Annotated in this window: 23 protein-coding genes; 20 read left to right on the top strand and 3 right to left on the bottom strand. The window is 58.7% G+C overall.

The genetic code is table 11. From position 1 onward, the window contains the following. Nucleotides 1-132: 132 nt before the first annotated feature. From C167_RS0118435 to arsA, 5 genes are all read left to right on the top strand, one after another. Entirely contained in the window at nucleotides 133-630 is a 498-nt protein-coding gene (locus tag C167_RS0118435; protein WP_003109836.1) for a MarR family winged helix-turn-helix transcriptional regulator, read from the top strand. 60 nt (nucleotides 631-690) lie between these two features. Beyond that, nucleotides 691-1206, top strand: a complete 516-nt coding sequence (locus C167_RS0118430) for an arsinothricin resistance N-acetyltransferase ArsN1 family A (protein ID WP_017519767.1) — start codon at nucleotides 691-693, stop codon at nucleotides 1204-1206. Beyond that, nucleotides 1203-2567, top strand: coding sequence for an FAD-dependent oxidoreductase (locus C167_RS0118425; protein WP_017519766.1), 1365 nt, complete (start codon nucleotides 1203-1205; stop codon nucleotides 2565-2567). The genes C167_RS0118430 and C167_RS0118425 overlap by 4 nt, the downstream gene beginning before the upstream one ends. Before the next feature lie 157 nt (nucleotides 2568-2724). After that, nucleotides 2725-3057 carry an arsenite efflux transporter metallochaperone ArsD gene (gene arsD / locus C167_RS33840; protein ID WP_235154345.1) on the top strand — a complete coding sequence of 111 codons (333 nt, stop codon included), beginning with the start codon at nucleotides 2725-2727 and terminating at the stop codon, nucleotides 3055-3057. A 12-nt stretch (nucleotides 3058-3069) separates the two neighbouring features. Then, complete coding sequence (arsA, locus tag C167_RS0118415) at nucleotides 3070-4827, top strand: arsenical pump-driving ATPase (RefSeq protein WP_017519764.1); 1758 nt, start codon at nucleotides 3070-3072, stop codon at nucleotides 4825-4827. Nucleotides 4828-4947: 120 nt separating this feature from the next. On the opposite strand, the gene C167_RS0118410 is transcribed toward arsA, so the two are convergent. Further along, the gene (locus C167_RS0118410) at nucleotides 4948-5745 is read right to left on the bottom strand and encodes a sulfite exporter TauE/SafE family protein (RefSeq protein WP_017519763.1); all 798 of its coding nucleotides are present in this window, start codon (nucleotides 5743-5745) and stop codon (nucleotides 4948-4950) included. Nucleotides 5746-6107: 362 nt separating this feature from the next. Between C167_RS0118410 and C167_RS0118405 the strand changes: the two genes are divergently transcribed. The 11 genes from C167_RS0118405 (at nucleotide 6108) to C167_RS0118355 (ending at nucleotide 14164) form a co-directional block, all read left to right on the top strand. Beyond that, nucleotides 6108-6521, top strand: a complete 414-nt coding sequence (locus tag C167_RS0118405; protein ID WP_017519762.1) for an arsenate reductase ArsC — start codon at nucleotides 6108-6110, stop codon at nucleotides 6519-6521. Between the two features lie 8 nt (nucleotides 6522-6529). Beyond that, a complete protein-coding gene (locus C167_RS0118400) occupies nucleotides 6530-6886 on the top strand; it encodes a metalloregulator ArsR/SmtB family transcription factor (RefSeq protein ID WP_017519761.1) in 357 nt (118 codons plus the stop codon). Nucleotides 6887-6905: 19 nt separating this feature from the next. Further along, nucleotides 6906-7376, top strand: a complete 471-nt coding sequence (locus tag C167_RS0118395) for an arsenate reductase ArsC (protein WP_017519760.1) — start codon at nucleotides 6906-6908, stop codon at nucleotides 7374-7376. Nucleotides 7377-7393: 17 nt separating this feature from the next. After that, nucleotides 7394-8455, top strand: a complete 1062-nt coding sequence (gene arsB, locus C167_RS0118390; protein ID WP_017519759.1) for an ACR3 family arsenite efflux transporter — start codon at nucleotides 7394-7396, stop codon at nucleotides 8453-8455. 4 nt (nucleotides 8456-8459) lie between these two features. Beyond that, on the top strand, nucleotides 8460-9176 hold the full coding sequence (gene arsH / locus C167_RS0118385; RefSeq protein ID WP_003109846.1) for an arsenical resistance protein ArsH: 717 nt from the start codon (nucleotides 8460-8462) through the stop codon (nucleotides 9174-9176). A 51-nt stretch (nucleotides 9177-9227) separates the two neighbouring features. Then, nucleotides 9228-9704 (top strand): cyclin-dependent kinase inhibitor 3 family protein, encoded by a 477-nt coding sequence (locus C167_RS0118380; RefSeq protein ID WP_017519758.1) that lies wholly within the window; start codon nucleotides 9228-9230, stop codon nucleotides 9702-9704. Between the two features lie 20 nt (nucleotides 9705-9724). Next, the gene (locus C167_RS0118375) at nucleotides 9725-10729 is read left to right on the top strand and encodes an ArsJ-associated glyceraldehyde-3-phosphate dehydrogenase (protein ID WP_017519757.1); all 1005 of its coding nucleotides are present in this window, start codon (nucleotides 9725-9727) and stop codon (nucleotides 10727-10729) included. Between the two features lie 17 nt (nucleotides 10730-10746). Then, nucleotides 10747-11979: an organoarsenical effux MFS transporter ArsJ gene (gene arsJ, locus C167_RS0118370; protein WP_017519756.1), complete on the top strand. Its 1233-nt coding sequence runs from the start codon at nucleotides 10747-10749 to the stop codon at nucleotides 11977-11979. Between the two features lie 79 nt (nucleotides 11980-12058). Further along, a complete protein-coding gene (locus C167_RS0118365; RefSeq protein WP_017519755.1) occupies nucleotides 12059-12496 on the top strand; it encodes a hypothetical protein in 438 nt (145 codons plus the stop codon). Between the two features lie 58 nt (nucleotides 12497-12554). Then, the gene (locus C167_RS0118360) at nucleotides 12555-13316 is read left to right on the top strand and encodes a helix-turn-helix domain-containing protein (RefSeq protein ID WP_017519754.1); all 762 of its coding nucleotides are present in this window, start codon (nucleotides 12555-12557) and stop codon (nucleotides 13314-13316) included. A gap of 32 nt (nucleotides 13317-13348) precedes the next feature. Beyond that, complete coding sequence (locus C167_RS0118355) at nucleotides 13349-14164, top strand: sterol desaturase family protein (RefSeq protein WP_017519753.1); 816 nt, start codon at nucleotides 13349-13351, stop codon at nucleotides 14162-14164. Between the two features lie 376 nt (nucleotides 14165-14540). Here C167_RS0118355 and C167_RS0118345 read toward each other — a convergent pair whose 3' ends face one another. After that, nucleotides 14541-15062: a hypothetical protein gene (locus C167_RS0118345; RefSeq protein ID WP_017519752.1), complete on the bottom strand. Its 522-nt coding sequence runs from the start codon at nucleotides 15060-15062 to the stop codon at nucleotides 14541-14543. A gap of 150 nt (nucleotides 15063-15212) precedes the next feature. After that, complete coding sequence (gene cadR, locus C167_RS0118340) at nucleotides 15213-15659, bottom strand: Cd(II)/Pb(II)-responsive transcriptional regulator (RefSeq protein ID WP_017519751.1); 447 nt, start codon at nucleotides 15657-15659, stop codon at nucleotides 15213-15215. Between the two features lie 147 nt (nucleotides 15660-15806). On the opposite strand from cadR, the gene C167_RS0118335 reads away from it, so the two are divergent. The 4 genes from C167_RS0118335 to C167_RS32710 form a co-directional block, all read left to right on the top strand. Continuing rightward, entirely contained in the window at nucleotides 15807-18146 is a 2340-nt protein-coding gene (locus tag C167_RS0118335) for a heavy metal translocating P-type ATPase (RefSeq protein ID WP_017519750.1), read from the top strand. A 401-nt stretch (nucleotides 18147-18547) separates the two neighbouring features. Continuing rightward, on the top strand, nucleotides 18548-18778 hold the full coding sequence (locus C167_RS0118330; RefSeq protein WP_327137903.1) for a hypothetical protein: 231 nt from the start codon (nucleotides 18548-18550) through the stop codon (nucleotides 18776-18778). A 59-nt stretch (nucleotides 18779-18837) separates the two neighbouring features. Beyond that, nucleotides 18838-20112, top strand: a complete 1275-nt coding sequence (locus C167_RS0118325; protein WP_419146529.1) for a TolC family protein — start codon at nucleotides 18838-18840, stop codon at nucleotides 20110-20112. Then, nucleotides 20109-20609 (top strand): efflux RND transporter periplasmic adaptor subunit (locus C167_RS32710; RefSeq protein WP_200860163.1); only part of this gene is annotated, 501 nt, incomplete at its 3' end. The genes C167_RS0118325 and C167_RS32710, both read left to right, overlap by 4 nt.

The following is a 20609-nucleotide window of genomic DNA, read 5'->3' as shown; positions in this document are numbered from 1 at the left end:
CCCTGCACGTATAGTTGTTAGTAGCAACCAAGCTAGACCAACGTGACCATTCTGGTCAATCGAAGGAGGCAGGCGCTTGACCGTAGTATTCGCTCGGAATATTGTTGCATGTAACAACCAATTGGAAATGACATGCCGAACAAGCGTACCGACGACCTGAGCCAGGATGCAGAAGCCCTGTATGAAGCGCTGAACCAACTGGTGCGGGTCTACCAGTTCAGAGACCGCGACCGTATTTGCTGCTACGACGTTTCAGTGACTCAGTGCTACGCCGTTGAGACCTTGGTGAAGCAGGGGCCGCTCCGCCTCCAGGCACTCGCTGAGGAGATGTTCCTGGACAAGAGCACTGCGAGCCGGGTGGTCGATACCCTCGAGCGCAAGGGCTACGTGTCGCGCGTTGAAGATCCAGAAGACCGCCGTGCAGTACGAGTTCAAGCTACTGAAGCCGGCGCAGACTTGTACGAACGTATTCGAGCCGACCTGATCGCCGAAGAGAAGGAAATGATTAGCGGCATGCCGGCCGAGGTTCGCCAGGGTGCGCTGACTTTACTCCGCCAGCTCACTCGAGCTGCCGAGATTCGTTGTGGCCTTGTCAGTGAATGCTGCCCAGGTCAGACCAAGGACAAGTGAGGGGGTAGCTCCCCCTTTTTTAACTATATTGTTGTTACTACCAATCAAAAGGAAAGCACGATGCTAGTCCGCCTCGCAAAGCTCAGTGATAGCCAAGCCATCACCGATATCTACAACCAAGGCATCGAAGATCGCAGCTCCACGTTCGAGACCCAGCCGCGCACCGTCGAGGACATGCAGCCCAAGGTGGCCGATATGTCGCGCTACCCAGTTCTGGTGGTTGAGCTTGATGGTGAGGTGGTTGCCTGGGCGAACTTGAGCAGCTATCGCGCGCGCACCTGCTATGACGGTATCGCTGATTTCTCGATCTACCTGCGCCGGGATGCGCGAGGTCGTGGTATCGGGAAAGTGCTCTTGAATGCCCTGTTGGCGGAGGCAGAAGCACGCGGATTCTGGAAAGTCCTTTCTCGGATTTTCACCTTCAACGAGGCGAGCCTCGCGCTCTGCCGCTCCTGCGGGTTCAGACAGGTTGGCGTCTACGAGAAACACGCTTGCCTGGAAGGCCGCTGGCTGGACTGCGCCATCGTCGAGCGGGTCATCTCTTCGAATCAACCTGTCTCTGGAGAATCAGCATGAGCCTGACTGACCTTCCCGTTGTCGTTATTGGCGCCGGCCCAGTTGGACTGGCCGCTGCTGCCCACCTCCTGGCTCGTGATCTGAATCCGCTAGTCATTGAGGCAGGAAATCAGGCTGGAGCAAGCATCAGCCAGTGGGGGCACGTCAGCTTGTTTTCGCCCTGGGAATACAACGTGGACAAGGAGGCGGCCAAGCTTCTGGCCGCGACTGGCTGGGAAGCTCCGCGTCCTGACACATATCCCACCGGACGCGAGCTGTTGGATCGCTATCTCCTTCCGCTCGCTGCTCTTCCGCTGATCCGGGAGCGGACACGTCTGAATACTCGCGTCCTCGCGGTGACCAAGTCGGGGGCTGATGCGCTGAAAACCAAGGGTCGTACTGCTTCACCGTTTCTGGTGCGCATTGCTGGCCCCAACGGTGAGCAGGACATCCTCGCTCGCGCCGTGGTCGATGCCTCAGGCACCTATGAAACTCCGAACTGGATGGGCGCCTCAGGCATTCCCGCATTGGGCGAGTTGGAAGCGAGCGCGCATATTGCTTATGGCATTCCCGATGTAACCGGTGGTGCACGTGAGCGCTACGTGGGCCGCCGCGTACTGGTCGTGGGTGGCGGGCACTCTGCCTTCAACGCCTTGCAGGATCTGGTTGGACTGCCTGGCACCAAGGTGTTCTGGGGCATTCGTGGCCACTCTCTGGAGAAAATTCTGGGCGGTGGTGCCAACGACAAGCTCGCCGAGCGCGGCAACCTGGGCCTTCGCATCCGAGCGTTGCTCGAACAGGAGAAGATCACTCTGTTCCAAGGCATATCGATCAACCGGGTTGATACCACTGGCCAAGGACTCGTCGTCCATAGCAATGGCGAAACACTGCCGGAAGTCGACGAAATCATCGTAGCCACGGGCTTCCGGCCCAACCTTCAGCTGCTGGGAGAGCTAAGGCTGGCAATTGATCCTGCCACTCAAGCCCCAACCCAACTGGCCCCGCTGATTGATCCGAACGAGCACAGCTGCGGGACGGTTCGCCCACATGGCATCGATGAACTCTCTCATCCTGACGAGGGGATTTTTATTGTCGGAATGAAGAGCTACGGCCGGGCCCCGACCTTCCTGATGCTAACGGGCTATGAGCAAGTTCGCTCTGTAGCGGCAGGGCTCGCGGGCGACTGGGAAGCTGCCCGGCGTGTCGAGCTCGAACTACCCGAAACGGGAGTCTGCAGCCTTCAGTTCGAAGAGCAGGAGCAGTCGTCGAGTTGCTGTGCACCCGCAGCACCGGCGCAGGCCAGTTGCTGTGGTACGCAAGAGTCTCCCGCTGCAGTTGTGGCCCAGAAATCGACCTGCTGCACACCAACGAGTCGCTCATAAGAACTCGTTTCCCATCGACGCTTCGCCGGCGTGCCCTTGATCAAAACCGGCGAAGCGAAGCTGGCATATAACAGCCACAAGCCTTGGTGCTCTTTGACTTTTCATCAGTCGTCATTGGAGAACCAGCATGCATCTCATCCAGATATACGATCCCGCCTTGTGCTGTAGCACCGGCGTTTGCGGGGTTGAAGTGGATCAGTCCCTTGTCACCTTCGCGAGTGATGTCGAGTGGGCAATCCGGCAAGGCGCCAATGTTCAGCGTTTCAATCTGGCGCATGAGCCTCAGGCCTTTGCCGAGCAATCCGCTGTCCGTGAATTTCTGCAGCGTTCTGGCCAGGGCAGCCTGCCGTTGACCCTGGTAGATGGCGAAATCGCTATGGCAGGGCGCTATCCATCGCGCACAGAGTTGGCTCACTGGGCCGCCCTTCAAGCCTCACCCTCTACGGACTCGGAGAGCAGCGGATGCTGCTCTTCCGGTCGTTGCTGCTGATAGGAGGATTCCATGCAATTTCTTCAATCCCCACCCCGCTTCCTCTTCTTCACTGGCAAAGGCGGCGTCGGCAAAACATCTATCGCCTGCGCTGCTGCCGTCCAACTGGCCGGCGAGAACAAGCGCGTCCTGTTGGTCAGCACTGATCCAGCGTCCAATGTGGGCCAAGTTTTCAGTACAGAAATCGGCAACAAGGTCACCGAGATCCAGGAAGTCCCCCGTCTCGCTGCACTGGAAATCGATCCCCAGCAGGCAGCTCAGGCATACCGCGACAGAATTGTCGGGCCGGTGAAAGGTGTGCTGCCTGAAGATGTCGTGAAAGGTATCGAGGAGCAACTTTCCGGGGCCTGCACCACTGAGATCGCGGCCTTCGATGAGTTCACCTCACTACTCACCGATGACGCGCTGATCGCTGAATTCGACCACATCATTTTTGACACTGCGCCGACTGGGCACACCATCCGCCTTCTGCAGCTTCCAGGAGCCTGGAGCGGCTTTTTGGAGAGCGGTAAGGGCGATGCCTCGTGCCTCGGGCCTCTCGCAGGGCTGGAAAAGCATCGCGCCCAGTACAAAGCGGCTGTAGCAGCGCTGGCTGATCCCGTACGTACTCGCCTGATACTCGTTGCACGAGCCCAAAATGCTGCGCTCCGCGAAGTTGCGCGCACCCATGAGGAGCTTGCCGATATCGGCTTGAAGCAGCAGTACCTGGTGGTGAATGGTGTGTTGCCGGCCGCCGCTGCAGAAGGCGACGAACTTGCAGCCGCCATCTACCAGCGGGAGCAGCAGGTACTAGCGAAGATCCCGGAGGTACTTCGTAGCCTTCCGCTCGATCAGGTGGCACTCAAACCTTTCAACCTGGTAGGGCTTGATGCACTGAAGCACCTGTTCCTTGATGTGGCCGTCGGGCCAGTCGCGGAGACCAGGACGAACACCGAGCTTCACTTACCTAAGCTGTCGCCGCTCGTTGATGACATCGCCGCCGAAGGGCACGGTCTGATCATGCTGATGGGCAAAGGCGGTGTAGGAAAGACCACCATGGCCGCAGCGGTGGCAGTCGACCTGGCCCGCCGAGGCCTTCCGGTGCACCTCACGACTTCTGACCCGGCAGCGCATCTCGCGGAGACGCTTGAAGGCGTCATGGAGAACCTCACGGTCAGCAGAATCGATCCTCAGGCTGAGACCGAGCGATACCGGCAGCACGTACTCAAGACAAAAGGCGCCAGTCTCGATGCGGAAGGCCGTGCCCTGCTGGAAGAAGACCTGCGGTCGCCCTGCACCGAAGAGATCGCCGTGTTCCAGGCCTTCTCCAGAGTCATCCGGGAAGCTGGCAAGAAGTTCGTCGTGATGGATACGGCCCCCACAGGACACACCCTGCTTCTACTGGACGCCACAGGGGCCTATCACCGCGAGATTGTCCGCCAGATGGGCGACACGAAGGTGGACTACACCACGCCGATGATGCAGTTGCAGGATCCGAAGCAGACCAAGGTGCTCCTGGTAACGCTTGCCGAAACCACTCCAGTTCTGGAGGCGGCAAACCTGCAGGACGATCTGCGCCGCGCAGGTATCGAGCCATGGGCTTGGGTGATCAATAACAGCGTCGCTGCAGCAGCGCCAAGATCCGCGTTGCTGCGCAGGAGAGCAGAGAATGAGCGCCGCGAAATCGATGCGGTTGCAACCAAGCACTCCTCCCGCTACGCGGTTGTCCCGCTGCTGAAAGACGAACCTGTCGGCATAGATCGTCTGCAATCGCTGGTCGGACACAGCTAAAGGCTGCGCCGAGCACCACCAAGGCTGAAAGGCTTCTGGTGTGCTCGGCATCTCCTTCGAATGAGTATGTGGGTGGATATTGCCTCGGGAAAGCGGCGACACCCGCAAGGGACATCGGTGTCAGCTATGTCGCCAGACCTTCACCGAGGAGATCAGCAGAATAGCGGCGAGCAACGGTAGCAGGTACGTGGTGGAAATCAGTCCAAGTAGCTGCCCACCGATAAAGGTTCCAACAATCGAGCCGGCGGCCATGATCAGGATGAACGTCCGCTGTGTTCTAACTACCGAAAAGCTCTGGGCACGGCTGTAGCGGGTGAACCCCACGATCATGGTGGGCAGGCTCACAGCCAGTGAAAGGCTACCGGCAAGTTTTATGTCGGCTCCAAACAACAGGACGATAGTGGGAATGAGTAGTTCGCCGCCTGCGACTCCCATCAGTGCAGCCACGACGCCGATTCCGAAACCGACGACCACACCAACCAGAATCAACGCTGCGCCATGAAACAGTGGCTCACCCGTCGCGTTTGCGTCATGACCAAACAGCAATGCAACGGCGATTCCTACCAGTAGCACTGCCAGCACTCTGTAAAGAGTCTGGCTCTTGAGTTTGGTTGCCCATCCCGCCCCATACCAAGCTCCTGCAAGGCTTCCGGCAAGGAGTGTGACAATGATGTCCCAACGTTCGAGGACGTCCGCATAGGGGACGCTCATTGCACGAAACGGCAAAGCCGTCGCGACGACGATGAGACTCATCGCCTTATTGAGGATAACTGCCTCAAGAGCCCCGAAGCCGAACAGGCCAATCAGCAGAGGAAGCCGAAACTCTGCGCCACCTAAGCCTATGAGCCCTCCTAAAGCACCAATCAAGGAGCCAGCGGAGAAGACTGCGACTTTGTTCTTTTCTTTTTCGGCGCTCATACGGCTCCTGCCTCGTCTCGCTTCATCGGATTGCGCGCCCTCATGCCAGGTCTCCGAAGAGGGTGGCGCGACGGCCATGCACGCTATTCCGCTGGCAACCGAATGTCTAGGCACCACAACAGCGCATGGATTCAGGAGAAGGGTTCACGCGAAGAAGCAGAATCAAGGTACGCGGGTACAGCGCGCTTAGTACTCCTTCAGTGGTCGCCGCCCTCCCCGGAGGATAGTGCCCCTTACTCAGCCCAAACGCCCCGCAGACTTGCTCCGGACGTCGGCCCAAATTGTTCTTCACAGAACTGTCACTTGAAGTTTATACGAAAAAACGTATATTCGAAAAACCATATGCGTTCGAGCACTCAGAGATGACTGACAAGATCCGCGTCCTGTTTGTTTGTACCACCAACGCCGCTCGCTCCCAGCTCGCCGAAGCGCTTCTTCGACACACTGACAGTGAGCACTTCGAGGCCTTTAGCGCTGGAACTCAGCCTGGAGTGATCGACCCGCGAACCTATGCCGCCCTCGATCATCTCGCCATCGATACCAGCGGGCTGCACAGCAAATCCATCGAAGAGTTCACGGGTGAACGTTTCGACTACGTCATCACCCTTTGCGACAAAGCCGCTCAGGAATGCACAACCCTTCCAGGGGTAGGCGAGGCATTGGCGTGGAACTCCGAAGATCCGGTGACCAGCAGTCGCCACGACGCTTTCCGTCACACGCTTCACGAGATTCACGAGCGCATCAAGATGTTCGTCCTCGTGAAAACCAAACACTGAGAACCGCCATGACTGACTCCCTGACACCGACCCAGGTTTTCAAATGCCTGGCTGACGAAAACCGCATCCGCATGATGCTGTTGATCGCTCGCGAGGAAGAACTCTGCGTCTGCGAACTGACCTGTGCCCTGGATGAAAGCCAACCGAAGGTGTCTCGCCACCTGGCTCAGCTGCGTACCTGTGGGCTACTGGAAGACCGCCGGCAAGGCCAGTGGGTGTACTACCGGCTGCATCCAAACCTACCCGCCTGGGTACGCGAGATTCTCGTGACGACGCTTGAGGCTAACCGCCAGTGGTTGAGCACGAGTTCCAAGCGACTGGACACCATGGGCGACCGCCCCGAGCGCGTTGCTGCCTGCTGCTGAAGACTGCCGAGAAGATTCGATGAAAGTCCTGTTCCTCTGCACCGCCAATAGTTGCCGAAGCATCTTGTCTGAGGCTGTCTTCAATCACTTGGCCCCGGCCGGCATGAAGGCATACAGCGCCGGTAGCCAACCCAAGGGGGAGGTGAATCCGCTGTCCATCACAGCCCTGCAGCGCGCCGGTATCGCCACTGATGGCCTGAGCAGCAAGTCCACCGATTCACATGCCGACCTGGCACCGGACTTTGTCATCACCGTTTGCGACAAGGCCGCCGGCGAGGCGTGCCCCGTGTTCTTCGGGCCCGCTGTGAAGGCCCATTGGGGACTTGCCGACCCGTCCGACCTGCAAGGTAGCGAGGTAGAGATGGATGCTGCCTTCGATGCCACGCTCGAGCAGATCAAGCAGCGCATTTCGGCGCTTCTCGCACTGCCCCTTGAACAACTCGATGCAGCCCAACTCAAGGCGGAGCTGGCACGCATCGGCACGCTCTGAAGCTACGGAGACCCATCATGAGCAAGAGTCGTCTTTCTTTCCTGGATCGTTACCTGACGATCTGGATCTTTCTCGCCATGGGGCTTGGTATAGCGCTCGGCAGTTTCTTCCAGGGGCTGCCGGCTTGGCTGAACAGCCTGTCGATAGGCTCGACCAACATCCCCATCGCCATTGGCCTCATCGTCATGATGTATCCGCCATTGGCGAAGGTGAAATACGAGGAGCTGCCGCAAGTCTTCAAGGACAAGCGCATTCTTGCCCTGTCACTGATTCAGAACTGGGTGATCGGCCCGGTACTGATGTTCGTGTTGGCCGTGGTGTTCCTCTCCGACAAGCCCGAGTACATGACGGGGTTGATCCTCATCGGCTTGGCGCGTTGCATCGCCATGGTGCTGGTGTGGAACCAGATCGCGGGCGGTAATAACCAGTACGTTGCGGGCCTGGTCGCCTTCAACAGCATCTTCCAGATTCTGTTCTTCAGCGTGTACGCCTGGATCTTCCTGGGCGTGTTGCCGCCCCTGTTCGGCCTGGAAGGCAGCGTCATTGAAACGAGCTTCGTCGACATCGCGCAGTCGGTACTGATCTACCTGGGCGTCCCGTTCCTGGCTGGCTTCCTGACCCGGAAAATCCTGATCAGCCGCAAGGGTGCAGCCTGGTACCAGGATCGCTTCATTCCGAAGATCAGCCCGCTGACGCTGGTAGCTCTGCTGCTGACCATTGTTGCGATGTTCAGCCTCAAGGGCGACATGGTGCTGCAACTGCCGCTGGACGTGCTGCGTATCGCGATCCCGCTAACCATCTACTTCGTGGTGATGTTCTTCATCAGCTTCTGGATGGGCAAGCTGCTGGAGGCCGACTACCCACGCACCACCGCGCTGGCGTTCACCGCCGCGAGCAACAACTTCGAACTCGCCATTGCCGTGGCCATCGCCACCTTCGGCCTAGCCTCCCCCGTCGCCTTTGCGACCGTGATCGGGCCGCTGGTTGAAGTACCCGTACTGATCTCTCTGGTCGGCGTTGCCTGGTGGCTCAAGCGTCGCTGGTTCGATCAAGCCTCTGGCGCCCTTTCCCAGGAGTGAAATCATGACCAATGACCATATCCCCAATATCGACAGCGAACTGATCGATCTGCCGTCCCCGGACAAACTGGCTATCGAGCAGAAATCGACTCACAAACCGCGCATTCTCCTGCTGTACGGGTCGACGCGCGAACGCTCCTTCAGCCGTTTGCTGACCGAGGAGGCTGCTCGCTTGCTGGAGCACTTCGGAGCCGAGACGCGGATTTTCAATCCGTCAGGTCTGCCCCTTCCGGATGACGTGTCCGATGACCATCCCATGGTCAAAGAACTGCGTGACCTGGTGCTCTGGTCGGAAGGCATGGTCTGGTGCTCGCCGGAGCGCCATGGCGCCATGACAGGCGTGTTCAAGTCGCAGATCGACTGGATTCCGCTGAGCATGGGCGCCGTGCGCCCCACACAGGGCAAGACCCTGGCGGTGATGCAGGTCTGCGGCGGTTCGCAGTCGTTCAACGCCGTTAACCAGATGCGCGTGCTTGGCCGTTGGATGCGCATGTTCACCATCCCCAACCAGTCCTCCGTGCCCAAGGCCTACCTGGAGTTCGACGAGGCAGGTCGCATGAAGCCTTCTCCGTTCTACGACCGAGTCGTCGACGTGATGGAGGAGCTAGTGAAGTTCACCCTGCTACTGCGTGATCGCGCCGACTACCTGGTCGACCGCTACTCCGAGCGCAAGGAGTCGGCGGAAGAACTATCCAAACGTGTCAATCAACGATCCATCTGAGGCTTTTTGAACGTGCAATCGCATCCGTATTCCGTTCTTACCGCGTCCGATATGAGCGGCCAACTGATCTTCACCCCATGCCCCGGCACCAAGGACACGTCGGTGTCCGAGGCGCTAGCCACGCTTCGCGATGCCGGCGCGGTAGCTCTGGTGACCCTGATGCCAGAAGAAGAACTGCTGCAGAACGAAGTCGATCTACTTCCCGAGGAATGCCAACTGCAAGGGATCGAATGGTTCCACCTGCCCGTTGAGGATGACCAGGCACCCGGTGAAGCTTTCTCCACTGCGTGGGAAACCAATCGAGATCGCCTCAAAGAGCTGGTCAATGGCGGCCAGAAGATTGCCATTCACTGCAAGGGCGGCTCTGGTCGCACAGGCCTGATCGCAGCCCAGCTGTTGATCGAGTGCGGCATGTCCATGCGCGAAGCCGTTGCCCAGGTACAAGCGCTTCGGCCCCGTGCGATTCAGCACCCTGCACACATTAACTACATCAGTCAGCTCGGCAAAAAATCGCCGAACGCTCGCTAACTGCACTCGAGAACAAAAACATGGCCATCAAAGTAGGCATCAATGGTTTCGGACGTATCGGTCGCCTGGCGCTGCGCGCGGCATGGGACTGGCCGGAATTTGAGTTCGTACAGATCAATGACCCGGCGGGCGATGCTGCCACGCACGCCCACCTGATCAACTTCGACTCGGTTCACGGTCGTTGGCATCACGAAGCGAGCTCCGACGGTGACTCGGTGGTTATTGGTGGTAAGCGCATCAAGATCACGGCGAACAAGGCCATCGCTGACACTGACTGGTCGGGCTGCGATCTGGTCATCGAGGCCAGTGGCAAGATGAAGACCGTTGCCGTGCTGCAGACCTACCTGGATCAAGGTGTGAAGCGCGTTGTCGTGAGTGCGCCGGTCAAGGAAAAAGGTGCACTGAACGTCGTTATGGGCGTCAACCAACACCTGTTCGACCCGACACAGCATCGCATCGTGACGGCGGCCTCCTGCACCACCAACTGCCTCGCGCCGGTGGTGAAGGTGATCCACGAAAACCTTGGCATCCGCCATGGTTCGATCACCACCATCCACGACCTGACCAACACCCAGAGCATCCTGGATCAGCCGCACAAGGATCTGCGTCGTGCTCGTGCGTCCGGTATGAGCCTGATCCCCACCTCTACCGGATCCGCAACCGCGATTGCGGAGATCTTCCCGGAGCTGCGCGGCCGCCTGAATGGCCACGCTGTTCGCGTCCCGTTGGCAAATGCTTCGCTGACCGACTGCGTCTTTGAAGTCGAGCGGGAAACCAGCGTGGACGAGGTCAACCAGTTGCTCAAGCGTGCCGCCGAGAATGAGCTGAAGGACATCCTTGGCTATGAGGAGCGCCCGCTGGTTTCCATCGACTATCGCACCGACCCACGCTCCTCGATCATCGACGCGCTCTCGACAATGGTTGTTAACGGCACGCAGGTGAAGCTGTATGCGTGGTACGACAACGAATGGGGCTACGCCAACCGCACTGTCGAACTGGCAAAGCTGGTCGGCCTGGCTGGCTGAAGGAGCAGGGCTCGATCATGAAGGCGCTATCGTCGCTCTCACCAGAAGTTCGCCAGTACCTGCTGGTAACGGGCAACTACTGGGCTTTCACGCTCACCGATGGCGCCTTGCGCATGCTGGTGGTACTCCACTTTCACTCTCTGGGGTACTCGCCGCTACAGATCGCAGCCCTGTTCCTGTTCTATGAGTTCTTCGGTGTCGTCACCAATCTGGTTGGCGGTTACCTGGGCGCGCGGCTGGGACTGAACCGCACCATGAACATCGGACTCGCCATGCAGGTCGTGGCGCTGCTGATGCTCACCGTGCCGTCTGCCTTGCTCACGATACCGTGGGTTATGGGAGCCCAGGCGCTCTCCGGGATTGCCAAGGATCTCAACAAGATGAGCGCCAAGAGCTCGATCAAGCTCCTGGTTCCGGACGCGCAGCAGGGCAAGCTCTACAAGTGGGTGGCGATCCTTACAGGCTCGAAGAATGCGCTCAAAGGCGTGGGCTTCTTCCTGGGTGGCGCGCTGCTGGCCTTGCTCGGCTTCAAAGGCGCCGTGCTGGCCATGGCCCTGGTGCTAGCCCTCATCTGGATCGGCAGCATGCTGTCGCTGAAAAAAGACCTGGGCAAAGCCAAGGCCAAGCCCAAGTTCCGCGACATGCTCTCCAAAAGCCGAGCAATCAACATTCTCTCTGCTGCACGGATGTTCCTGTTCGGTGCTCGGGATGTCTGGTTCGTCGTCGCGCTCCCGGTCTATTTGAGCGAGACGCTGGGTTGGGACTTCTGGCTGGTCGGAGGCTTCCTTGCCGCGTGGGTGATCGGCTACGGCATCGTCCAATCCTTCGCGCCGGCATTGACCGGCAAGAAGCGCGGCCACGTCCCTGACGGTCGTGCTGCCTTCATCTGGGCGCTGATGCTTGCGGTGCTGCCGGCCGCCATCGCCCTTGGCCTGGACATGAACCTCTCCGCGCAGACCGTGCTCCTGGGTGGGCTGATGCTGTTCGGGGCGCTCTTCGCCGTGAACTCCTCGCTGCACAGCTATTTGATCGTCTCGTATGCCAAGGAAGACGGCGTATCGCTGGACGTGGGGTTCTACTACATGTCCAACGCCATGGGCCGCCTGATCGGCACAGTGCTTTCAGGATGGGTATTCCAGGCATATGGGCTGGTGGCCTGCCTGTGGATCTCAGCGGCATTCGTTCTCCTGGCCGCGCTCATTTCAATCGCCTTGCCCAGGCATGCAGAGGCGGTGACTACCCCGAACTGACTGGGGGTGTGAATGCGTGAGACTCCTGCCTTCCTGGGCAAGGCAGGCCCGAAGACCTGATGCAATGTGGAGGCACATCATGAACAGGTTGATAGGGTTGCTACCGCTTCTCGTCTCAGCGCTGTGGCTAACTGCGTGCGACAAACCGAGCGAGGCCCATAAACCCGTTGCCGGCATCGAGCAACCGATTGCCGGCAGCTGGTTCGATGGTCAGTGGCGGGCCGAAGCATCATCCGCATCGAGTCCGGCCCTCCTCACGATCTCTGCAGAGGGGCTGCGCTGGGGGGACTGCAAGGCCTCTGGCGACGGACAGGTCAGCATCAATGGAAAGCAGGCGACCTATGCCGTCAGGGGCGGATTCGATTGCATCAGCAGGGATGCGACATTGACTGGCGTGGTGTTAACCCAACGAGGCAATTGCGAGCTTCTGTTGGAAGCGTATGCCTCCGATGTCGAGATTGAGAATGGAGCTCCCGCTATCCGGAGCAACTACCTCAAGAGTGGCTGTACGCCCTAGCGGCAAGAGGGCGTCATAAACTTCATGTGCAACTTATCGTCAGGCTGACACCTTCACCATGGCACCAAACCAGCTTCTGATCGGGAAATCAGCGTTCATCGTCAGGGCGCAGTCTCTGCCCAATGGCTACAACCAGCGCCCTGGCATGACCCTGTTGCTGGCTGACGGCGAGCCGCTCGAGTTGGAGATCGATGGTTTACCAGCCGTCTCCTCGGAGGCTTGGCTGTTGGCACCCGAAATACGTCGCCGTTTCCTGCGCCCGCAGCCGCATACGAGCATCACCGTAGAGCCAAGCCACCCGTCATACCTTCGAATGTTGCGCTGGGCCCGTAGCAGCCCTGATGCGGCGCTTCGAGTCGACGTACCAGCTGGCTCTCGCTTCAGGCTGGCCTCCGCAACCACGCAGCAGACCTTCGATGACGCGCTGAATGAGTTGCTTGCTCTGCATGAGCAGCCAGAGATCACACCAAACCCGCGCCTGGAGTATCTGTTGTCACTGGTCGAGGCGTCAGGCGAGGACAGCACAGCTGAGCAGATTTGGGGAGCATTCCGGTCTCGCTATTCCAGTACCCAAGCACACTGCTCGCACTGGCTACAGGAGTCGCTCGGTTTGCCACTGCGCAAGTTGCTGCTGTGGCGAAAGCTCCGGCGTGCGCTAGAGGGGCTCAATGACCCGAACGGAGCCACTACTGTCGCTCATGAAGCAGGTTTTGCCGATTCAGCCCACCTGTCGCGCATTTGCCTGCGGACTTTCGGGCTTCGCCCTTCACAGGCGAATAACAACAAAATCCTTCAAGTAAGCTGGCTGCAGGATTGGTGAAACTCTCCCTCACATCTTGAGGGAGACATTAGATGCCACATCTGGACACCTGGGCTGTCAGCGGCCTTCTGGTTTTACTGGGAAGCTTCGAGTTGCTCGCCGGACGCATGCTCAACAGGCGCCAATCCGACGAGCTTGCCGTTGACGCGATCAGCCTTGCCCAGTTCGCACTGCTGATCAAACCAGCAATCATCGCCGGAGCTGCATTGATCCTGGCCCAACTGGCACCTGGCGCAGCTGGCCAACTGGGCTCAGTTCCACTTTGGCAGGCCGTTTTGCTGGTCATCATCCCTGCTGACTTCATGCATTACTGGTACCACCGACTGGGCCACACCGTTCCTTTCATGTGGCACATGCACCGTACCCACCACACCGCAACGGAAATGAGCATCAGCGTTGCCTACCGGGAGAACTGGCGTTGGTTCTTGTTCATGCCGGACATCTGGTACGCCGGGGCTCTCGTCTATCTCGGCCTGGGCGAAGCGGTGCTCATCGCACACCTGATTTTCGGTTGCGCCAACGTATTGGTGCACAGCGCGTTCGCCTGGGACAAGGTGCTCTACAAATGGCGCTGGCTGGTTCCCTTTACCTGGCTGCTAGAGCGGCTGGTTCAGCTGCCTAGCACGCACCGCGCGCATCACGCCGAGCTTGATGAGCACGGCAAGCCGCCCCATCACAACTTCGCCCAGTTGCTGTTCATCTGGGACACGCTGTTCGGAACCGCGAATTTCACTCACGACCGATATCCGGAGCGATATGGCATTCCGAATGATCCTGGTGATCCGTGGTGTGTCCAGCTGTGGTGGCCCTTTTGCAGGTCGCGAAAAGCGGATAGCGAATACAGGTGAAGCCGGCCACAAGGCTTTTCGCAAAAGTCCACTAGCGATCGGTAGCAATCTCTCATCAGAGCGACAGCGTCGACCCAAGACGAAATCGCTCCATCTATATGCTCGCGCCACCGTTCGCCCATACATTCTTGCATCCTTGGAGCCCCGCATGGCCTCACGATACAAACAACGAGTCGCGCGCGCGTCGCTGCAGCTGCATACCGCTGGTAAGTTCGACCAGCACTTCCTAGCGGGGAGCGCGCCGCTCGGCATTGGCTGAGGCAGGGGCTTCTATGCAGGGCTTGTGCGGGTCTCGCTGGACAGTGTTCACGGCAGGGCTTCGCTGCTCCTACTGGCAATACTGATCGGCAACTTAGCTTTTTTCAGCCCGGCACGGTTACATGCCCATATAGCGTTGGTGCTGCATCATCTGCTCCATCATCCTCTGCTGCATCCCCATGTACTGATCCATCATGTACTGGCGCTCTCTCATTTGATCCGGAGTGAGGTTCGAGTACCGCCCTCGCATCTGGCTCCACCCGTTCATGTGGCTATTTCCCATCATTTCGCTATGCATCATGCGATGCCCCATCATCCCTTTATTTCCCCAGCAGCCCATCACGCCGTCACCCCACATTTGGCTCATCATGCCCATGCTGCTCTGCATCATTGCTTGATGCTCTTGTAGCAACCTCTGGCGCTGCTGAGGATCCTTGGTCTTCTGCATTTGACTCATTTGCTCCTGCATCTTATTCAGATGATCCTGCGCCTGAGCCATCTGCTTATCAAACTGTTGGATGTCTACAACTGGATGTTCAATTTGAGAAGGAGAGACCTGCCCACTTTCTTCAGCGGAAAACGCAAGAGCAGAAAAAAGCGAGGTGGTGATTACGAGTACTTTTAGAATTCGCGTCGTCATGGCTAAGCTCCACTGGAGTGGATTGCGCAACTCGACTAGCTTGCGCAAGGAGGTTTCACCTAGAAACCTACATCAGACCCATGCATACGGATTGATATTCGTCAACGTATCCAGCTACAGAGCCTCAGCTGGAATTTTTCACGAAGTGAATCAATCATCGCAGCTATGCGCGGGGGTTGGTGATACCTCCTCGACGAGGTGCTGCCCGCTGTTATTTAGATGCTGGAGTATCCGGCAGTCCGCAGCTTCACGACCTTTGGCACAGCTTTTCCTTAATTCTGTCAGCTGTTTGTTGAGAGCCTGAAGGGCAGCAATTCTGGTAGCCACAAGCTCTATGTGCTGATCGATCAGTTCGTTCACTCCGTTACAATCATCCTCCGGGTTATCTCGGTAGCTCAGTAATCGCCTCACCTCTTCCACCGTCATGTCGAGAGTTCGGCAGTTACGGATAAACGCTAAGCGCTCGGCATGGGTAGGGGTATAGATGCGATAGTTACCGCCGGTCCGCTCAGGCGGTGGCAATAATCCGGCGCTCTCGTAGTATCGAATGGTTACAACCTGGCAATTTGCCCACTTAGCCAGCTCGCCGATTTTCATTGCGGTCTCCAAACATAGGCTTGACTCTATAGTGACTATAGGGTGCTCACTAGGCAATGGTAGAGGAGACTCCGTATGTCCAATTGTTGTTCTGCTTCCCCTAAGGATGGCTCCTGCGGTGGCACGCCGACGCCGAGTGGCTGCAACATGGCTTGCTCCGTGCCTGGGGAGCCAGCAGCTCAGTTGAGCACGTTTCGCATTGAGCAGATGGACTGCCCCACTGAGGAGGCCCTCATCCGCAGCAAGCTGGAGAAGCTCCCAGAGGTGCGGGAGCTGCAGTTCAATCTCCTGAACCGCACTCTCAACGTTCTACATGCACCGCTGGCACATCAGGTCCTTGTCGAGGCCATCGCCTCTGCGGGCATGCGAGCGGAACCTCTCGCGACCACCGTAAGTACACGGGTGATGATCGCCCAGATGGACTGCCCTACCGAGGAACGGCTGATCACAGACAAACTGTCTGGGATGCCAGGTATCGCCGCCCTGCAGTTCAACCTGCTGCAACGCACCCTAACGATTAACCATGATCCGGACACGCTTGCGCAGGCCCTGAGCGCAATCCGAGAACTCGGCTTCAGCCCCCAACTGGAAACAGAGACAAAAGTATCGGCCGAAGCTCACTCGCCGGAAAAAAGCTATTGGTGGCGGCTGGGGCTGTCAGGTGGGGCGGCAGTCTCGGCAGAGATTCTCCATTTCTCCAAGTTGGCGCCCGAATGGGTGGTAGCTGTCATCTCCGTTACAGCCGTGCTGCTCTGCGGGCTGGCGATCTATAAGAAAGGTTGGATTGCGCTCAAAAATCATAATCTCAACATCAACGCCCTGATGAGCATCGCTGTTACGGGAGCAATTCTGATCGGCCAGTGGCCCGAAGCGGCCATGGTCATGTTCCTGTTTGCAGTCGCCGAGCTAATCGAAGCCAAGTCCTTGGATCGCGCGCGCAACGCAATTCGTGGCCTGATGGACCTAGCGCCCGAAACAGCAACCGTTCAGCAGGTCGATGGACGCTGGGTAGAAACGGAAGTGGTCGGTATCGCAATCGGAAGTCTGATCCGGGCGCGTCCCGGCGAGCGCATCAGTTTGGACGGCGAAGTGCTCAGAGGGAACTCGACGATCAACCAGGCCCCAATCACCGGCGAGAGCCTGCCCGTGGAGAAAACCGTGGGTGATCCGGTGTTCGCTGGCACCATCAACCAGGCCGGGGAGCTGGAATATCGGGTAACGGCAGAAGCTAGCCATTCCACCCTGGCACGTATTATCCATGCGGTTGAAGAGGCGCAAGGGGCTCGCGCGCCGACACAACGTTTCATTGATCAGTTCTCCCGTATCTACACGCCAGCAGTATTCGTTTTCTCTCTGGCTGTAGCGATCCTGCCGCCGTTACTGCTAGGCGGCGAGTGGTTCGAGTGGATCTATCGGGCCCTGGTACTCCTGGTTGTGGCCTGTCCTTGTGCGCTGGTGATTTCGACTCCAGTTACCATCGTCAGCGGCCTAGCTGCTGCTGCCCGAAAAGGCATTCTGATCAAAGGTGGCGTGTACCTGGAAATCGGCCGCAAAATCACCCACTTGGCATTGGACAAAACTGGAACCATCACTCACGGAAAACCTGTCCAAACCGATTTCTTGCCTCTAGCTGACGGAGCACCTAGAACCTATCGCGCCGTCGCGGCTAGCCTTGCGGATCGCTCAGATCATCCCGTATCACAGGCCATCGCCATGCAAGCGGCCGAACAGTTCGTGTCCTTATTGAATGTAGAGGATTTCGAAGCACTACTCGGTCGCGGCGTCCGCGGCACGATTGATGGGCATCGTTACCACTTAGGCAATCATCGATTGTTGAAAGAACTAAGTCTCAGCTCGACGACAATCGAGGCCGCGCTTGGCTACTTGGAGCGACAAGGAAAAACGGTAGTCATTCTGTCCGATGAAACCCAGGCACTGGCGTTGTTCGCAGTAGCAGATACGGTCAAGGAGACTAGCCGTACGGCAATCGGTGAACTCCACGATCTGGGGGTAAAGACCTTGATGCTGACGGGTGATAACCCGCATACCGCCGAGACCATTGCTGCTCAGGTTGGCATCGACGAGGCAAAAGGGAGCCTGCTGCCGAACGATAAGCTCAACGCAATAGAAAACCTCATCAAACGTCGGCACACTGTCGGGATGGTTGGGGACGGCATAAATGACGCTCCTGCGCTGGCTCGAGCCAATGTTGGCTTCGCCATGGGCGCTGCCGGTACGGATACTGCGATCGAGACTGCAGATGTCGCGATCATGGATGATGACCTGCGTAAGATACCGGCCTTCATTCGGCTCTCGCGCCATACCGCCGCCGTGCTCATGCAAAACATCGGGCTCGCCCTAGGCATCAAAGCTATTTTTCTGGCGGTCACACTGACAGGCCAGGCTACGATGTGGATGGCCGTATTCGCCGACATGGGGGTCAGCCTGATAGTTGTCCTGAACGGCCTGCGCCTATTGCGCAAATGAGTGCGGAATCTGCCGTGTTCTGACGCCGTTTTCGATGAAATCTACTTGAACGCCTAATAGGCCTTGGGGTGCGAAATCCGCAGGCTCTATCTCCGGCCAGAGCGGCACACATCCTCACCCAGTAGAGGCCAATACTGCACACCCACGGCTGCCGGCTCATCATGAGTAAAGACAATCAATCGTAACCAATGGATGTGATTTCGCGGACGGTGCAGTCTAGCTACAAATTGACACGCATCTTTGTTCCTGTTGCCGCGGCAAATGAGTGCACATACACTGAAAGAACTATGCTCCGTCACCTCCGATTTCTTACCGCTTTGTTCCTCATTTTCTCGCTTCCCCTAACGGGGATGGCGGGATTCGAAGCGCCGGCGGAGCCTTGCCCTATGCAGAGCCAGGGCATGGGCCAAATGGCAGGTATGGAACAGGATTGCTGCCAGGACTCGGGCAAGATGACAGAGCATGGCAAGAAGACCTGCAAGACCGGGCAGGAATGCAAGACCAGCAGCCTGCTCCAGGTCAGCGTCCTGAAGTCTCCGCACCACCCTATCGCCCCCAAGACCCCGTCCGTCTACAACGGCCTCGTTCTGAGCCAGGCTCCCGCCGATCTCTGGCGACCTCCCTGCGCCTGATTCCTCTCTCGACCTGAACCCTGCCCGCGGCCCTGAAGGCTGCCGGGTGGATTGCGCTCATGCGCTGGTTTTCCAGAGGAATCCTCATCGTGACTCACGTCCGACTCCATCCCGGCTGGCTGCTGCTCGCGCTGTTGCCGGGTCTGTCGGCGCAGGCGTCGTCCCTGTCATTGGACGACGCCCTGTTGCTGGCTGAACGTAACGCCCCTTCTTTACTCGCACAGAGCGAGAAAGTCTCTGCGGCCAGAAGTGCCGCCATTCCCGCCGGAGAGCTTCCCGACCCCAAGCTCAATCTTGGCTTGCAAAACGTCCCCATTGAGGGTGATGAGCGCTGGAGCACTCAGCGCGACAACATGTCCATGCAGGTGGTCGGCCTGATGCAGGAGATGCCCAACAGCGACAAGCGCAAAGCGCGCATAGAAACCGCACAGGCCTCTGTTGAACGCGCTGATGCCGAAGCTGGAGTTGAACGGCTGAAAGTTCGCAGCGCGTCCGCCCAGGCCTGGATCGCGGCCTATACGTTGCAACGCAAGCTGGCGATGTTTGACGACTTCTACCGCGAGAATCGCCTCCTCGACACTTCCATCCGCGCACGTCTGGCCGGTGGTAGCGCAAGTGCAGTCGATGCGGTGGCCCCGCGTCAGGAAGCAGCCCTGCTCGACGAACAGAAGGACGATCTGCTGCGCCAATTTACCCAAGCACGGGCAGCGCTCAAGCGCTGGATTGGCCAGGACGCCCCGCAAGACCTGAGTGGAGACTTTCCGCATTGGTTCATTGACGCCTCTCACTCGTTGCAACACCTGCATCAGCACCCTGAACTTGCCGCCTACGGCCCGATGACCCGCGAGGCCGAAGCCCTAGTGCGAGAGGCCGTGGCGGAGAAGAAACCGGACTGGAGCTGGGAGGTGGACTACCAGCGCCGGGGCCGCGACTTCGGCGACATGATGACGCTGCAGGTGAGCTTCGACCTGCCGTTGTTCACCGGTACCCGCCAAGACCCGAAAATCGCCGCACGGCGCGCCCAGGTTCGGCAACTGGAAGCTGAGCGCGACGCACTGGCTCGCGAGCACGAGCAAGCGCTGGAGGACGATCTGGCCGAATACCAGCGCCTGCAACGCGCCGTCGAGCGCAACGCTGCCACTCTGGTACCGCTGGCCGAGGAGAAGGTGCGCCTTGCCACCGCCAGCTACCGCTCCGGTAAGACCCGGCTTGATGACGTCGTCAGCGCCCGCCAGCAATTAGTCGAGGCCAGGCTCAAACAGATCGACCTGCAAGGCGCCCTGGCACAGGTCGCTGCTCGTCTCTACTTCACCTACGAGGAGGGGCGCGCATGAGCCGTTTCCCTTGGAATACTTCCGCGCTACTCATCCTCACCCTGGCCGTTGGGGCCGCTGGCGGTTATTGGCTGGTACCTCAGAATCTGGCCCAGTCATCGGTAGTTTCCGCTACTCCAGAGGGCAAACCGCTCTACTGGTACGACCCAATGGTTCCGCAACAGCACTTCGATGCGCCGGGCAAATCGCCATTTATGGATATGCAGCTGGTACCCAGGTACGCCGACGCTGTTAACGCCGACGACAGCACGCCAGCGGTGCGCATCGAGCCAGGCATCCAGCAGAACCTCGGCGTGCGCCTGGCCAGCGTCACCCGCGGCACGCTCGACCGCACGCTGCAGGTCTCCGGCGTGCTGGCCTTCAATGATCGTGATGTGGCTGTGCTGCAAGCGCGCGCCGGCGGCTTCGTCGAGCGCACCTATTCGCTTGCGCCGGGTGACGTGGTGACCGCTGGGGATCCGATGGTCGACGTGCTGGTGCCAGAGTGGGCGGCGGCG

Source organism: Pseudomonas nitroreducens TX1 (assembly GCF_000313755.1).
GTDB classification, from domain to species: domain Bacteria; phylum Pseudomonadota; class Gammaproteobacteria; order Pseudomonadales; family Pseudomonadaceae; genus Pseudomonas; species Pseudomonas nitroreducens_A.
The sequence above is the reverse complement of the archived record's forward strand: the minus strand, read 5'-3'. Positions and strand labels throughout refer to the sequence as shown.

What these genes read in the sequence shown, in the direction of transcription:
- C167_RS0118410 (WP_017519763.1), bottom strand. Translation starts at nt 5,745, where the DNA reads ATGAGCGCCGAAAAAGAAAAGAACAAAGTCGCAGTCTTCTCCGCTGGC.
- arsJ (WP_017519756.1), top strand. Translation starts at nt 10,747, where the DNA reads ATGAAGGCGCTATCGTCGCTCTCACCAGAAGTTCGCCAGTACCTGCTG.
- arsA (WP_017519764.1), top strand. Translation starts at nt 3,070, where the DNA reads ATGCAATTTCTTCAATCCCCACCCCGCTTCCTCTTCTTCACTGGCAAA.
- C167_RS0118335 (WP_017519750.1), top strand. Translation starts at nt 15,807, where the DNA reads ATGGCTTGCTCCGTGCCTGGGGAGCCAGCAGCTCAGTTGAGCACGTTT.
- C167_RS0118405 (WP_017519762.1), top strand. Translation starts at nt 6,108, where the DNA reads ATGACTGACAAGATCCGCGTCCTGTTTGTTTGTACCACCAACGCCGCT.
- C167_RS0118345 (WP_017519752.1), bottom strand. Translation starts at nt 15,062, where the DNA reads ATGACGACGCGAATTCTAAAAGTACTCGTAATCACCACCTCGCTTTTT.
- cadR (WP_017519751.1), bottom strand. Translation starts at nt 15,659, where the DNA reads ATGAAAATCGGCGAGCTGGCTAAGTGGGCAAATTGCCAGGTTGTAACC.
- C167_RS0118375 (WP_017519757.1), top strand. Translation starts at nt 9,725, where the DNA reads ATGGCCATCAAAGTAGGCATCAATGGTTTCGGACGTATCGGTCGCCTG.
- C167_RS0118395 (WP_017519760.1), top strand. Translation starts at nt 6,906, where the DNA reads ATGAAAGTCCTGTTCCTCTGCACCGCCAATAGTTGCCGAAGCATCTTG.
- arsB (WP_017519759.1), top strand. Translation starts at nt 7,394, where the DNA reads ATGAGCAAGAGTCGTCTTTCTTTCCTGGATCGTTACCTGACGATCTGG.
- C167_RS0118325 (WP_419146529.1), top strand. Translation starts at nt 18,838, where the DNA reads ATGCGCTGGTTTTCCAGAGGAATCCTCATCGTGACTCACGTCCGACTC.
- C167_RS0118360 (WP_017519754.1), top strand. Translation starts at nt 12,555, where the DNA reads ATGGCACCAAACCAGCTTCTGATCGGGAAATCAGCGTTCATCGTCAGG.
- C167_RS0118400 (WP_017519761.1), top strand. Translation starts at nt 6,530, where the DNA reads ATGACTGACTCCCTGACACCGACCCAGGTTTTCAAATGCCTGGCTGAC.
- C167_RS0118425 (WP_017519766.1), top strand. Translation starts at nt 1,203, where the DNA reads ATGAGCCTGACTGACCTTCCCGTTGTCGTTATTGGCGCCGGCCCAGTT.
- C167_RS0118380 (WP_017519758.1), top strand. Translation starts at nt 9,228, where the DNA reads ATGAGCGGCCAACTGATCTTCACCCCATGCCCCGGCACCAAGGACACG.
- C167_RS0118365 (WP_017519755.1), top strand. Translation starts at nt 12,059, where the DNA reads ATGAACAGGTTGATAGGGTTGCTACCGCTTCTCGTCTCAGCGCTGTGG.
- C167_RS0118330 (WP_327137903.1), top strand. Translation starts at nt 18,548, where the DNA reads ATGGGCCAAATGGCAGGTATGGAACAGGATTGCTGCCAGGACTCGGGC.
- C167_RS0118355 (WP_017519753.1), top strand. Translation starts at nt 13,349, where the DNA reads ATGCCACATCTGGACACCTGGGCTGTCAGCGGCCTTCTGGTTTTACTG.
- arsH (WP_003109846.1), top strand. Translation starts at nt 8,460, where the DNA reads ATGACCAATGACCATATCCCCAATATCGACAGCGAACTGATCGATCTG.
- C167_RS0118435 (WP_003109836.1), top strand. Translation starts at nt 133, where the DNA reads ATGCCGAACAAGCGTACCGACGACCTGAGCCAGGATGCAGAAGCCCTG.
- C167_RS0118430 (WP_017519767.1), top strand. Translation starts at nt 691, where the DNA reads ATGCTAGTCCGCCTCGCAAAGCTCAGTGATAGCCAAGCCATCACCGAT.